General features: G+C 57.4%; 11 protein-coding genes, 3 tRNA genes and 1 pseudogene. 8 read left to right on the forward strand and 7 right to left on the reverse strand.

The window, feature by feature from the left end; translation table 11 throughout:
• Positions 1-44 precede the first annotated feature (44 nt).
• The 3 genes from WG936_RS09675 to WG936_RS09685 all read right to left on the reverse strand — a co-directional run bounded on the left by WG936_RS09675 (position 45) and on the right by WG936_RS09685 (position 2,178).
• Positions 45-479 (reverse strand): DUF6918 family protein, encoded by a 435-nt coding sequence (locus WG936_RS09675; protein ID WP_339564770.1) that lies wholly within the window; start codon positions 477-479, stop codon positions 45-47.
• 72 nt (positions 480-551) lie between these two features.
• Entirely contained in the window at positions 552-1,499 is a 948-nt protein-coding gene (locus WG936_RS09680; protein WP_339572791.1) for an L-lactate dehydrogenase, read from the reverse strand.
• 262 nt (positions 1,500-1,761) lie between these two features.
• A complete protein-coding gene (locus WG936_RS09685; protein ID WP_339572792.1) occupies positions 1,762-2,178 on the reverse strand; it encodes a hypothetical protein in 417 nt (138 codons plus the stop codon).
• A gap of 288 nt (positions 2,179-2,466) precedes the next feature.
• On the opposite strand from WG936_RS09685, the gene WG936_RS09690 reads away from it, so the two are divergent.
• Complete coding sequence (locus WG936_RS09690) at positions 2,467-4,413, forward strand: fructose-specific PTS transporter subunit EIIC (protein ID WP_339572793.1); 1,947 nt, start codon at positions 2,467-2,469, stop codon at positions 4,411-4,413.
• On the opposite strand, the gene WG936_RS09695 is transcribed toward WG936_RS09690, so the two are convergent.
• Together WG936_RS09695 and WG936_RS09700 are read right to left on the reverse strand one after the other, a co-directional pair.
• On the reverse strand, positions 4,397-5,170 hold the full coding sequence (locus WG936_RS09695) for an HAD family hydrolase (protein WP_339572794.1): 774 nt from the start codon (positions 5,168-5,170) through the stop codon (positions 4,397-4,399). The genes WG936_RS09690 and WG936_RS09695 overlap by 17 nt on opposite strands.
• Positions 5,171-5,591: 421 nt before the next feature.
• A complete protein-coding gene (locus WG936_RS09700; RefSeq protein ID WP_339564765.1) occupies positions 5,592-5,801 on the reverse strand; it encodes a CopG family transcriptional regulator in 210 nt (69 codons plus the stop codon).
• A gap of 138 nt (positions 5,802-5,939) precedes the next feature.
• On the opposite strand from WG936_RS09700, the gene gyrA reads away from it, so the two are divergent.
• The 6 genes from gyrA (at position 5,940) to WG936_RS09730 (ending at position 11,801) form a co-directional block, all read left to right on the forward strand.
• Positions 5,940-8,480, forward strand: a complete 2,541-nt coding sequence (gene gyrA, locus WG936_RS09705) for a DNA gyrase subunit A (RefSeq protein ID WP_445227955.1) — start codon at positions 5,940-5,942, stop codon at positions 8,478-8,480.
• Between the two features lie 3 nt (positions 8,481-8,483).
• Positions 8,484-8,822, forward strand: coding sequence for a DUF3566 domain-containing protein (locus tag WG936_RS09710; protein ID WP_339564763.1), 339 nt, complete (start codon positions 8,484-8,486; stop codon positions 8,820-8,822).
• Positions 8,823-8,901: 79 nt separating this feature from the next.
• Positions 8,902-8,975: transfer RNA gene (locus tag WG936_RS09715), tRNA-Ile, on the forward strand.
• Between the two features lie 13 nt (positions 8,976-8,988).
• Positions 8,989-9,061, forward strand: a tRNA-Ala gene (locus WG936_RS09720).
• A 621-nt stretch (positions 9,062-9,682) separates the two neighbouring features.
• Positions 9,683-9,758 (forward strand) — tRNA-Ala (locus tag WG936_RS09725).
• A gap of 252 nt (positions 9,759-10,010) precedes the next feature.
• A complete protein-coding gene (locus tag WG936_RS09730; protein WP_339572796.1) occupies positions 10,011-11,801 on the forward strand; it encodes an alpha-amylase family glycosyl hydrolase in 1,791 nt (596 codons plus the stop codon).
• Between the two features lie 83 nt (positions 11,802-11,884).
• Here WG936_RS09730 and WG936_RS09735 read toward each other — a convergent pair whose 3' ends face one another.
• Entirely contained in the window at positions 11,885-12,808 is a 924-nt protein-coding gene (locus tag WG936_RS09735) for a cation diffusion facilitator family transporter (RefSeq protein WP_339564761.1), read from the reverse strand.
• 558 nt (positions 12,809-13,366) lie between these two features.
• On the opposite strand from WG936_RS09735, the gene WG936_RS09740 reads away from it, so the two are divergent.
• Entirely contained in the window at positions 13,367-13,828 is a 462-nt protein-coding gene (locus WG936_RS09740) for a CAP domain-containing protein (protein ID WP_339564760.1), read from the forward strand.
• A 142-nt stretch (positions 13,829-13,970) separates the two neighbouring features.
• Here the strand turns inward: WG936_RS09740 and WG936_RS09745 are convergent.
• Positions 13,971-14,057: pseudogene (locus WG936_RS09745) on the reverse strand (IS3 family transposase); the annotation flags it as partial.
• Positions 14,058-14,185 lie beyond the last annotated feature (128 nt).

The following is a 14,185-nucleotide window of genomic DNA, read 5'->3' on the forward strand; positions in this document are numbered from 1 at the left end:
GATGGCCTGCGCACACTGAGCAGTGTGGCGGGCCGTTGCCAAGCTTAAGCTGCGTGCTTTTCGACGATATCGCCGAGGCCCACTAGGTTCTGCGCAATGACCTTGGTTGCCTTGCCGCGCACGGAACCATACACCTTGAGCAGGGTTGGATTGCTTACGGACTTGGAGAGCCGGTCTGCGGCCGTCATGAGTTCATCGGCAACCTGTTCCTTGTTGGCGTCGAGGTGCGCACCGAAGGAGCTGTCTGCTGGCTTGTTGTCCCAGTATGGGCTGAGGATTTCGATGACGTCCGGAAGCACTTTGCTCATGCCCTGTTCCACGATGTTGGGGCGAGCTTTGGTCGCTGCGGCGAGGCCTCCCTTGAGTGCCATGCCGGTGATTCCTGACTGGTTGTTGACTGTGGTGCTGGCGAATTCAGCCAGGTCAATGGCTAGGGCGTCGAATGTGGGGCCGGTGAGTTGCTCAGACAAGGAAGACATGAGGCTCATTGTATGGCCTAAAAGGAAAACGGACCCGGCAATGGCCGAATCCGTTTGTGAAGGAATGCGCAACTAGTTGAAGAACTCGCGTTGAATTGCTCGGAGCGTGTCGGCCGAATTCTTGAACTGCTTTGCTTCATGCTCAGAGATTTCCAGTTCCACCACGCGGCGAATACCCTTGCGGTTCACGATGGCGGGAGTGCCGATGTAGATGTCTTCCTCACCGTATTCGCCTTGGAGCAGGGCGGATACCGGTAGTGCAACGTCTTGGTTCTGCAGGATCGCGCGGGTAATACGAGCCAATCCCATGCCGATGCCGTAGGAGGTGGAGCCTTTGGCGTCGATAATGGCGTAGGCGGCGTCGCGGGTGTCCTGGAAAACCTGCTCCAGCTTCTCTTGCAGCGTCGGGTCCTTCTCGAGCTGCTTGCGCATGGAAACGCCGGCGACGGTGGCGGAAGAAAGCACAGGCAGTTCGGTGTCGCCGTGCTCGCCGATGATGTAGGCATGTACCGAGGTGGGGGATACTTGGTACAGTTCGCCCAGCATGTAGCGGAATCGAGCAGAATCCAGGATGGTGCCGGAGCCGATGACTCGGCTGTGGGGCAGGCCTGAGTACTTCCAGGCAGCGTAGCTCAGGATATCTACTGGGTTGGAGGCGACCACAATGATGCCGTCGAAGCCGCTGGCCATGATGTCGCCGACGATCGACTCCATGATCTTCATGTTCTTATCCACCAGCTGCAAGCGAGTTTCTCCCGGCTTCTGGGCCGCGCCGGCGCAGATCACCACGATTGCCGCATCAGCGCAGTCCTCATAGGAGCCCTTGGTCACCTTTGTCCGAGAACCAGCCCACACCACGCCGTGATTGAGATCCATCACGTTGCCTTCGAGCTTCTTCTCATCGATGTCGATGATGGCCAAGTGGTCACAGGTCCCCTGGTTGACTAGGGAGTACGCGTATGCGACTCCGACGTCACCTGCTCCAATGAGTACTACCTTGTTGCCGACAGTTTGCTTCATAGCATGCGCCTTCCGCTCGTGGCTGGTTTCCTTCATGGCCCATTATGCCCCCTTTATGCCCGTTCTGCTGGGCAGAAGCTGTCTATCCGGTCACAAGTAAAACCAAACAAAAATAAACGGTCATGTTATGCACGGAGATTGCAACCACAAGGGTGCTGCGGGCTCCAATGATGCCCGCAACCTAGTTAACTTGCCGAGGGATAGGACTGATACAGTTCCAAATCCACCGGAATCGTCCGAGTAGCCTTTTTCGACGCGGCGGCTACTGACTAATGCAGGAGTCAGTGAGCTTTCCATCTGGGCTTATGATGATTCCCCTGGTCCTACTAGGGAAACGTGCTGGAAAGTCCTCTTCAAAATCTATTTCTAAACGAAGGGAAACTTTTCTGACCTCGTCATCGTCTTTCTCTAACACGTTAACGATAGCCACGAAACAAAAGAGGGAGTACTCGTCCTTCTCCGCTTCAGAAAGGTTGGTTTCTGATCCCACGATTTCAGAAAGAAGAAGCGAAAACAGTGGCTCACTTTTGCCAAGATCATGTGCTTGCTCGGATTGAAAGAGAACGTCGTGGTCTTCATTCAAAACCTCTGCGCACCGACGATGCCGCTTCTTAGCGTTGACCAACTGATCGCGTTTGCAGACGAATTTAGTAAAGAAGCACCACGTGTAGGAATCCATTTTTAAGAAAACCTGCTTTCTGCTCAGTCGGCACTAATGCTCAGATTATTCGTTCGACGGTAGGTTGCCATTTCTGGGTTTTGGAGCTCAGTGTTTCGGCAGCGCCGTTCGTTGGAAGCGAGGTCCAATCTTCATCACATTTCTTGCAATCAACATCACATAGTGGGAAACCCCACAACGGCGCCATGGTCTTGTTCAACAAGCACTATGCCAAAAGAACGGAATTCACTGAAGTCTCTACGGTAAATAGGTATTCATTTTCATTCTGTGCATTGTTAGTATGACCTCATGAGTGATGATATAACCACAGGCACATTGCGGGTGCTGGCGATCACAGCCTGCCCCACGGGAATTGCCCACACGTACATGGCTGCAGAAAACCTAGAGGCTGCAGCCCGAGAAAAAGGCATTGATCTTAAGGTTGAAACCCACGGCTCCATCGGGGTCGAGGGCACGTTCTCCGCGGAGGACATCAAAAACGCCGATGCAGTGGTGATCGCCGCTGACACGGCCATCGAGAAGGATCGCTTCGCCGGTAAGCGACTGCTGGAAGTTTCCGTGGATGAGGCAATCAAGCATCCTGGTGAGCTGCTAGAGCGCGCCCAAAGCGCCAGCCACTGGCACGCAGGCAAGCAAGCCGCTGGTGACGCACACGCTGCGCCTACGCAGGCAGGCACCCCGCTGGGTCGTCAGCTGTACCAGGCACTGATGAATGGCGTCTCCCATATGGTGCCGTTCGTGGTCACCGGCGGTTTGCTGATTGCCATTGCACTGTCGATTGGTGGCACACCGACTGCAGAGGGCTACCAAATTCCAGAGGATTCCTTCTGGTTCACCATCAGCTCCATCGGCGCATTGGCATTCAGCTTGATGGTGCCGGTGCTCTCGGCCTTCATCGCATCGGGTATCGCTGGCCGCCCTGGGCTGGCACCAGGCTTTGTCACTGGTCTCATTGCGACGACGGGTGCGCTGTACAACTCGGAAGCCGGCGCTGGCTTCATCGGCGGTATCATTACCGGCTTCCTTTCTGGCTACATTGCCCTGGCTATCAAGAAGATTCCGGTGGGCAAGTACATTGCTCCGATCATGCCGGTGATCATCATCCCGATCTTCACAACGTTGATTGTGGGCCTGCTCTTTGTTTACCTGCTGGGTAACCCAATTGCCTCCCTGTTCGAGGCACTCTCTACCTGGCTGAACTCCTTGGAGGGAAGCTCCGTCATTGTGTTGGGTGCCATCATCGGTGCCATGATTGCCTTCGATATGGGCGGCCCATTCAACAAGACTGCCTTCTTGTTCGGTGGCGGCATGATCGCTGCCGGCAATGCGGCTCCAATGGGTATGGCTGCCGCTGCAATTGCGGTGCCACCGCTGGCCGTCGGTATCGCTACGCTGATTCGTCGTACCTGGTTCACGCAGCCAGAACGCGAGTCGGGCATCGCGGCGCTGTTCATGGGCTTCTTCGGCATCACCGAAGGTGCAATTCCGATCGCTGCAGCGCGTCCGCTGCAGGTGATTCCGGCCAACGTTATTGGCGGCGCAGTTGCCGGCGCATTGGCAGGTCTGTGGGGAGTTAAGGACAACGTCATGCACGGTGGCCCGATCGTCGCTGTGCTTGGTGCCGTCGATGGTACCGGGTTGTTCTTCCTCGCCTTGGGTGCAGGTATCGCCGCAACTGCGACGATCATGTTGCTGCTCATGAGACTGACCCGCGGTAAGACTGAGACCGAGGAACAACCGGCTCCGGCACACCAGGCACGCCCGCTTATCGACGCCGATGTCGTCTTCCTCGATGCAGACGCCCCAGCAGGTAGCCGCGATGAGGTCATCCGTGGCCTGCTCGACTCTGCTGCTGCTCAGGGCCGTATCTCCGATGTAACCCAGGTCGCCCAGGCGGCACTGAAGCGTGAGGCACAGACCTCTACGGCCGTCGGTAATGCGGTAGCTATTCCGCATGCACGCTCCGCTGGTGTGTCGGTGCCTACCTTGGCGTTTGCTCGCCTGCCTGAACCGGGAATCGAGTGGTCAGCTCCTGACAAGAACCCAGTGCGCCTGGTATTCCTCATTGCCGTGCCTGAGGATGCCGGAAAGCAGCACTTGCAGCTGCTGTCCAAGCTGGCTCGTGCTCTCATGCGTGAGGAGTTCCGCGCAGAGCTGCTGGCCGCAACCTCGCGCGAGCGGGTGCTTGACCGGATTCGTGAGGTTACGGAAACGCCTGCTAAACAGACTGTTTAAGCAACTGGCTTAAGGTGCCACTGACGGAGTCGATGACTTCATCAGTGGCATTTTTCACTGCTGCGGGTGACCAAGGCAGGCTGAAGCTGTGGTCAGCTACGGCGTGCATAGTCAGGTCGTTCCAGGAATCACCAAAGGTATACAGCGGCCCCATGCCCAGTTCGAGATGGCTCAGTAGCCACTGCACTCCTGCGCCTTTGTTAATTCCTTCCGGGACCACGTCAATGAAGTCTTGATTTCGTACCGGCGTGACTCCCGGGATGCTTGCGATGCGCTGCATCAGTCCAAGCAGCTTTTCTTCATCTCCGGGGATCCAGAAGGGGACTTGGGTGACGGTGTGCTCTGACAAAGTGGCGGGGTCGAAGTCTTCGGAGCGATCCAGCACGGAACTCTCGGTATTACCAGTGGTGTCGTAGAGTCGGCCGTCGCGGGTGTCCAAAGTTGAGGCGTAGACGGCCACATTGTTCAACCCTTCGGCCAGGTGACGGAGTTGGTGGACCGTCTCGGTGGGGATGCTGCGCTGGAGGAGACAGTTGCCATGGGCGTCGAGAATCGCGGCCCCGGTGGAGGCGAGGAAATAGTCGCAGTGGAAGGCTGTCCCGCCTAGGGCGTCGCGGATGCCGGCGGGAGACTTGCCGGTAGCTACCACGGCGACATGGCCACGCGCGCGCCAGCTAGCTACGGCCTCGCATATGCCGTCGACCAGGCGACGTTCGAAGTAGATTGTGCCATCTAGATCAAAGACTGCTACTGCCATGGGCCCGACTCTAGGCCAGTGAGGGAGGAAAATCCCCTTGGGACACCGCTCCTTGCTTTGGCAAAAAGCCGTCTCCTAAGGGGACTGCACAACATGTTGCAATTCTTCCGCCACAGTAGATAACTGTAATCACAACGTTCACAAATGTAACAAAAATGTCGAGATTGCGATAATCATAAATCATAAAGTTTCCATAACGACGCCCCGTAGCACGTGGGCGAGCACGTCATTATGTGAGTTCAGCGGCCGTAACTTATTGCAGACCGTTGTCAGATAGTTGCATTGAGCCTCGGCGGAACTAAACACTGCAATTCCGGCGATATGGGGCCGCATCAGCGCAGCTAAGCAGATCAGTGCTGGTAGGGAAGCGACAGTGGTTCCAGTGATTGCGCACACTTCGTCGGCAAGCACCAGCATCTCCTCAGCGTCCACGGCGGACCCGCCCTTCTAACGCTGCGTAGCTGGAGACCTCGCGCCGGGCCAATTCACGCAGCTCAACGGAGCGAACCGTGCGAGCAGCCTTCTCAACGATCGCGCGGGTCGCGGCTTCCTGTTTGGAGATATTGAGAGTTCTGGCGAGGAGGGTAAGTGCTGCATCTTGTTCCGCGGTGAGTCTCAAAGTCATGGCCATGGTATCAAAACGATACCAGCACGGGACTGAAAAGCGCCTACAACGTACACTGGACGTGTTATTCCAGACTAGAAAAGGTGAAAAGTGAGCGACGAGAATCTCTTTGATCGCGTGAACCCGATCGACATTAATGAGGAGATGCAGTCGAGCTATATCGACTACGCCATGTCCGTCATTGTTGGTCGCGCGTTGCCCGAGGTCCGCGACGGCCTGAAGCCCGTCCACCGCCGAATCCTCTACGCAATGTACGACAATGGTTTCCGCCACGACCGTTCCTATGTGAAGTCCGCGAAGCCAGTCGCCGAGACGATGGGTAACTACCACCCACACGGCGACGTCGCGATTTATGACACCCTGGTTCGCCTAGCTCAGCCCTGGAATATGCGCTACCCGCTTGTCGACGGCCAAGGTAACTTCGGCTCCCGCGGCAACGACGGCCCCGCCGCAATGCGTTATACGGAATCTCGCCTGACGCCACTGGCGCAAGAGATGGTCCGCGATATCCGCCGCAACGTGGTGGACTTCATCCCTAACTATGACGGCAAGACCACCGAGCCAACCATCCTGCCCTCGCGTGTGCCAAACCTGCTGATGAACGGCTCCGGCGGTATCGCCGTCGGTATGGCCACCAACATCCCGCCACACAATCTAAATGAGATTGCCGAGGCGATCTATTGGATGCTGGACAACCATGAGGCCACCGAAGCGCAGCAACTCGAAGCCTGCATGGAGTACATCAAGGGCCCAGACTTCCCAACCTCGGGCCTCATCGTGGGTACTGACGGCATCAAGGACGCCTACACCACCGGCCGCGGTTCGATCCGCATGCGTGGCGTTACTTCCATTGAGGAAGAGGGCTCCCGCCAGACCATCGTCATCACCGAGCTGCCGTTCCAGGTCAACCCGGATAACCTCATCTCGAACATCGCGGAGCAGGTCACCAGTGGCAAGCTTGCTGGCATCTCCCGCATTGAGGATGAATCTTCTGACCGCGTCGGCATGCGCATCGTCGTCACCCTCAAGCGCGATGCTGTGCCACGTGTGGTGCTGAACAACCTGTACAAGCACTCCCAACTGCAGACCAACTTTGGCTGCAACATGCTCTCCATCGTGGACGGCGTGCCACGCACCCTCCGTATTGACCAGATGGTGCGCCTGTACACCGATCACCAGATCGAAGTCATCATTCGCCGCACCCAGTTCCTCCTCGATGAAGCCGAAGAACGCGCCCACATCCTGCGCGGCTTGGTCAAGGCGCTGGACATGCTGGACGAGGTCATTGCCCTCATCCGTCGCAGCCCAACCGTGGACGAAGCCCGCACTGGACTCATGGGTCTGCTGGATGTCGACGAAATCCAGGCAGACGCCATCCTGGCTATGCAGCTGCGTCGCCTAGCAGCCCTGGAGCGCCAGAAGATCGTGGATGAGTTGGCACAGATCGAGCTCGAGATCGCCGACCTGAAGGACATCCTGGCTTCCCCTGAGCGCCAGCGCTCCATTGTTAAGGAAGAGCTGGAAGAGATCGTGTCCAAGTACGGCGATGAGCGTCGTACCCAGATCGTCGCCGCCACTGGCGACGTCACCGAAGAAGATCTCATTGCCCGGGAAAACGTCGTGGTCACCATTACATCCACCGGTTACGCCAAGCGCACCAAGGTGGATGCGTACAAGTCCCAGCGTCGTGGCGGCAAGGGTGTCCGCGGAGCCGAGCTGAAACAGGACGATGTGGTGCGCCACTTCTTCGTCTGTTCCACGCACGACTGGATCCTCTTCTTCACCAACTACGGTCGCGTCTACCGCCTGAAGGCATACGAATTGCCAGAGGCATCCCGTACCGCTCGTGGCCAGCACGTGGCAAACCTCATGGAATTCCAGTCCGGTGAGAAGATTGCCCAGGTTATCCAGCTGCAGACCTACGAGGACGCTCCATACCTGGTGCTCGCAACCCAGCTGGGGCGCGTGAAGAAGTCTCGTCTGCTCGATTATGAGACTGCCCGTTCCGGTGGCCTCATTGCCATCAACCTCAATGAGGGCGACAAGCTGATCGGCGCTGCGCTGTGCTCCGACGAAGATGAGCTGCTCTTGGTATCCGAGGAAGGCCAGTCCATCCGCTTCAAGGCCGACGATGAAACGCTGCGCCCAATGGGCCGTGCCACCGCCGGTGTGAAGGGCATGCGCTTCCGCGACGATGACCAGCTGCTATCCATGTGCGTGGTCCGTGACGGCGAATTCCTTCTGGTCGCCACCTCGGGTGGTTATGGCAAGCGCACTGCCATGGAGGAATACTCCGTGCAAGGACGCGGTGGCGTTGGCGTGGTCACCTTCAAGTACAACGCGAAGCGGGGCAAACTGATCGGCGCCCTCGCTGTGGACGAAGACGACGAGATCTTCGCCATCACCTCCGCCGGTGGTGTCATTCGCACCGTGGTGAACCAGATCCGGCCGTCGTCACGCGCCACGATGGGCGTGCGCCTGGTGGACCTGCCTGCCGGGACGGAACTGCTGGCCATTGATAAGAATGTGGAAGCTGAAGGCGAAGAAGAAGCTGAAGCAGTAGCAACCGGAAAGGCGCCAGCGCCAACCGAGACCGCTGCAGCTAAGACTGAAATGTTGGAGACCGTTGTCGATGCGGCTGACCAGCCGCTCGACGCCTCCGGTGTCCCACAAGAAGAGGACTAATTCATGGCTGAACGTAAAGTGACCGTCCGAAGCATTTCACCCTTCACGGCATTTCGCACTGCGCTAGTCCTGTCTCTTGCGGGGCTAGTGGCGTGGATGATCTGCGTGCTGTTGCTCTACGTCGGCATGGGCGCCGCTGGGGTGTGGGATAGCCTCAACTCCGTCATCGGCGGCGCTGGTGGTGAAGGTACCGTGTCGCTCAAGCTGGTGCTGTCATTAGCAGGCCTGTTGGGCGCCATCGCGGCGATCCTTGTCTCTGTCCTGTCACCGCTGGTTGCGCTGGTCTACAACGCCACCGTTGACCTGTTTGGCGGGCTTGAGATCACGCTTAACGACGCCTAAACTTTCCACTCGAAAATAGGGTTTTACCTGGCGATTTGGTTTATAGTTAATCGGTGGGTAAAGTTCTATTTCGTTCCCAGGGCCTATAGCTCAGTCGGTTAGAGCGCATCGCTGATAACGATGAGGTCGCAAGTTCGATTCTTGCTAGGCCCACAGGAACGAAAATGGGGCATTAGCTCAATTGGTAGAGCACCTGCTTTGCAAGCAGGAGGTCAGGAGTTCGATTCTCCTATGCTCCACAGCCCAAAAGATCCCTCCAGTGTTTCGCTGGAGGGATCTTTTTTGTCTTGGGGGAGCTTCTTCAGAGCATATTCCTGGGTGATCCTGTGGCCCGCCCCGAAACCCGACTTTCATGTTCCGACTTCTAGTGCAGTGCTTTAGGAAAAGCCCAGGTGGATTTTCCTCGTCAGAGTGAAAAGTCGGAACATGAAAGTCGGATCTCGGCGAAGCACCTGATCGCGCCTCAGCCGCGAAGTGCTGTCTGCGTGCGTAGCCGGCGGTAAAACTCCGAACCCCGTCACCCCAGGGGCCCGCGGTGCCCCCTAGCAAAACCAAAATGGCGGGGTGGCGGAATGCGAAGCTGTGGCCACCATATTCGGGCATCCCTGTGCTCAGCATCTCTAGGCTCGTGTACCGCCTCATCCACGGGACACCCACCTTCTTAAGATCTTCTTGGTTGCGTTGCAACAGTGTTAGATCTGAGCCCGGAACGCCATACGGAATGAACTTGAGGTTGTTGCAACGGGTGCTGAGGGGGACTTGACTGCGCGGTGGCGCACGCCAAAGTTGCTAAGCACTTGGTGCTCAAAAGGACAATTTTTGGACTACGCACTATGAGGAGTACCGTTGCTATCAGACACGGGGCATTAGCTCAGTTGGTAGAGTGTTGCGTTCGCAATGCAAAGGTCAGGGGTTCGATTCCCCTATGCTCCACCAGTGTGAAGTCTCGAGACATCGTTCCTATTCGATGCCTCGGGACTTCTTTTGTTTTCGAGGGTTCGTCCTTCTGATTGTCTCCTGCCTGGTGGCCGCACAATCTCAAACGCGGTTACCGCACTAGTGGTGTTGTCCAATTGATGGCGCACCCCCAAAGGTTTGTCTAAGGTGGCCTTTATGGTGGCCGGGATCTCCGAGCTGCAATGCGTGGGCGAAGCGCCCTGTTTCCCTTTAACCTTTGCGGAGGAACCGATGAGCAGTACTACAGAACACTGGAATGGAATGGGTGCGATCGTCGGTGACGGTGACGGTGGCGTCGCGTTTCGAGTGTGGGCCCCGCATGCTGAGACCGTGACTGTGACGGGTGACTTTAACAAGTGGAGTGATACTGCGACCCCGCTTGAGGCAGAGGGCAACGGCTATTGGTACACCCTCGTCCCAGATGCGAAGGCAGGCGAGGAGTACAAGTACGTCATCACTAACGGCACGCAGGTGCTCTACAAGCGCGATCCGTACAGCTACCTGGTCACCAACTCGGTTGGCAACTCGGTGATCTACGACCACAGCTCGTTCGACTGGGAGGACGTGCAGGCCAAGTGCCCGCCTTTCAATGAGATGGTCATCTACGAAATGCACGTGGGCACATTTAACTCTGTCGACGGCGGGGTGGGCGACCTGGAAGGGGCGATGGATCGTCTCGGTCACGTGCTCGAACTTGGGGCGAATACCGTTCAGCTGATGCCGGTGGCCGAGTTCGCTGGCGACCAGAGCTGGGGATACAACCCAGCCGATCCTTTCGCCGTAGAGTCTGCCTATGGTGGCCCGGACGCTCTGAAGCAGTTTGTGAAGAAAGCCCACGAGATGGGTCTCGCGGTCATCCAAGACGTCGTGTACAACCACTTCGGCCCCTCTGACCTCGACCTTTGGCAATTCGACGGGTGGAGCGAGAACGGTAAGGGTGGCATCTACTTCTACCAGGACTGGAAGTCGGAGACTCCGTGGGGCGATACTCGCCCTGATTATGGCCGAGAAGAGGTGCGCCGATTCATTCGTGATAACGCCCTGATGTGGCTGAAAGACTATCGCATGGACGGCCTGCGCTTGGACATGACGCCATACATGCGGTCCAAGGACGGATCCGCAATGGACATCCCAGAGGGCTGGTCGATGATGCGTTGGATCGCCGACACCGTTCGTGCGGAGTTCCCGGGCCGGATCCTGATCGCCGAAGACCTGCACGGCGACCCGATGGTGACCTCCACTGCTCCTGAGGGGGCTGGCTTTCACTCACAGTGGGACAGCCACTTCGTTCACCCAGTCCGTGAGGTGATCACCGAAATCGATGACGAGTGGCGATCGATCCCTGCCATTGTCGAGGCCGTTACCACCGACTACGGCGATGCTTTTGCGCGCGTCATCTACACCGAGAGTCACGACGAGGTGGCCAACGGCAAGGCACGCGTCCCGCAAGAGGTCAACCCCAACGATCCATCCGGTTGGGTTGCTCAGAAGATGTCGACCCTGGGTGCCGCACTCGCCCTAACCTCCCCGGGCATCCCGATGCTGTTCCAAGGCCAGGAGTTCCTCGAAGGTGCCTGGTTCCGTGACAGCGTGCCGCTCGATTGGTCACGGGACGAGAACTACGCGGGCATCGCCAACCTCTACCGCGACCTGATCAACTTGCGTCTCAATCGCAGCCAGACGGCACGTGGTTTGACGGGGCAAAACACCGCCATCCTCAAGGCCGACGACGAAGCCAACTTCCTGGTCTTCCACCGCTGGGCAGACGGCGGTGCGGGCGATGACGTCATCGTCGTGGTCAACTTGGACAGCGAGGTGCGCGAAAAGGTCGATATCGGTCTGCCATCGGGCCCAGAGAAGTGGACGTTGCGCTTCAACAGCGATTCCAAGAGCTACAGCTCGCTGTTTGGTGGTTTCGCGTCCTACGACATGGAGTCCTACGAGGGCGGTGTCGACGGTCAGCCTCGCCACGGCAACTTGTCGATTGCGCCCTATACGGTCTTGATTTACACGCGAGGCTAAGGACGCGTCGTTAAGCACCCGTGGCCGTCACATTCAGGCATGCTGATGCGCAGTTCGCTGGGAGGAGTATCGCGAGTAGTGCCTTAGTGGATGTCGCAGCGGGTGCGTTCGTGCTCTGCGTGCCGTGCGGGTTCGAACTGGAAGGTGGAGTGTTCGATGGCGACGTCGAAATGCGTTGCCACGCATTCTTGGAGCTTGTCCAGGATATCCGGGATGTGGCCGTCGTTAAAGCAGCTGTCTTCGAGGGTGATGTGTGCGGTGAGCACGGGCAGCCCAGAGGAGATGCGTGAAGCGTGGAGGTCGTGGACGTCGAGAACATGCTCGGTCTCCAGGATGTGAGTGCGCACGGCCTCGAGGTCGAGCCCGGGAGGGGTGGATTCGAGGAGGATTTGCCCGGACTCGCGCAGAATGTGGAAGGCGCGGGGGAGGATGAGCAGGGCGATGAGTAGGGAAGCGATGGCGTCGGCACGCGCGAAACCGGTGGTGGCTACCACGATGGCGCTGATGATGACGGCGACGGAACCAAGGGCGTCGTTGAGTACTTCCAGCGTTGCGGCCTTCATATTGAGGTTGTGCTCCCCGCCGCTGAGGACGATGAACGAGGCGATATTGCCAAGGAGGCCGATGATTCCGATGAGCAACAGGCCGTGGGAGTTGACGTCGACAGGCGTGATCAGGCGCCGGACGGCCTCGATGATCGTATACAGCCCGACGCTGCCGAGCAGTAGCGCTTGCAGCGCGGAGGAAATGACTTCGGCGCGGCGCAGCCCCCAGGTGTGTTTGCTGCTGGCGGGCCGGAGGATCAGGGATGCTGCGGTGAAGGCGATGGCTAGGCCTGCCGTATCGACGGCCATGTGCCCGGCGTCGGCGAACAGTGCGAGGCTGCTGGTCCACCAGGCGCCGAAGATCTCGGCGAGCAGAATGATGCCAGTGATGGCCAGTGCAATTCCGAGTCGGGTGCGGTTCGAGGACTCGTGGTGGTGTGAGTGGTCATGATTGTGGGGCATCGCGGGTCCTTAGATCTTCGGTATTTTCAATAAACCCTATCCTATTGAAAATTCGCAGGCAAGAGCGGTATTTTTTGGCGCTGGTTAGGGATAGGTGAAAGGACCTTAAGAAATTCAAAAACAAGCTCCTGCCTGTAGGTTTCCTCCCGATCGCCTGCCCCTTCCTCGACTTTTGCCTGTCAGAATCTAAGTTTTCAGGATGTTCTTGAGCGGGAATGAGGTTTCCACATACTTACGCTGCCGTCAGCTTCTCAGTTTAGTGTGACCCCAGGCACACTGAATTGTCTTCAAACTCCCAGTACAAGGCGCTAGTTATCAATTCGAGACAATTTAAGGCTTAAAGATAGGCGGAGAAACCTTGCAGAAACCTTATTGGAAGCCCCCGCGATACACATAAATATGTCATTGCAGATTTGGGTTTAGGGGTTGAATCCCCAGCAAACTGGGGGCGAACATTTCACCTTCTCCTTGCACATCTCTGGTTAGAATCTTTGCTACCTGGGGTTTTATTGGTGTTGTCCCTAAAAACGTAAGTTACGTAACTGAAAGGCATCACCCATGAAGAAGATTCTGACTACCGCAACCGCCGCCCTGGCCATCTCTTTCGGGCTTAGCACGGTGACCGCTCCTGTAGCCGGAGCCTTCCCTCTCCCAGGCATCATGCAGGAGAACCTCGGTGCCGCTGAAGCTGATATTTTCAACCAAGTAAACGGTGTCCGTGCTGAACACGGCCTCGCACCATTTGGCTGGAACCAGAACCTTGCTGATTCCTCCCGCTCGTGGGCGGAGACCAGCGCTAGCCGTGACCAGCTCGCCCATGACCCAATGGCGCTGCAAGTTTCCGATATGGAAAACGTTGCGGTTATGTATAACAACCCTCGCGATGCAGTGAACGCTTGGATGAACTCCCCAGCTCACCGCGACAACATTCTGAGCCCTAACGCGGTTACCGCGGGTGTTGGTGTAGCTAAGAACCCAGCAACCGGTGGCTACTTCATCACCCTGCGTGGCGCTTACTAACCACATGTGACGACGGGCAGTGCGCAGCCGCACCCAGGACTTTAAGTTCTTGGGTGCGGCTGTTTTTTCATGCCCGCGCAACAGAAAACCGCCCCGTTCCAGTACATATGAACTGGCCCCCGAAAGTTGGACTGGTTTAATTCTAGGCGGTTAGGGGTTCAAGGGTCTGGTTCCGGTAGTGCATCGGAGTCAGACCCTTGAGTCGTTTCTGGAGTCGTTCGTGGTTGTACTGAAGTGCCCCAGGTTTTGTTCCGCTTGAGTGGATGGGAAAATCTGGAACATGCCTAAGAAGTTTGACCAGGATGCGAAGGACCGCGTGGTCCGTCTTGTTGAGGATCGCATTCTGGCGGAGAATCT

It is taken from the genome of Corynebacterium sp. H127, assembly GCF_037482665.1.
Lineage (GTDB): Bacteria > Actinomycetota > Actinomycetes > Mycobacteriales > Mycobacteriaceae > Corynebacterium.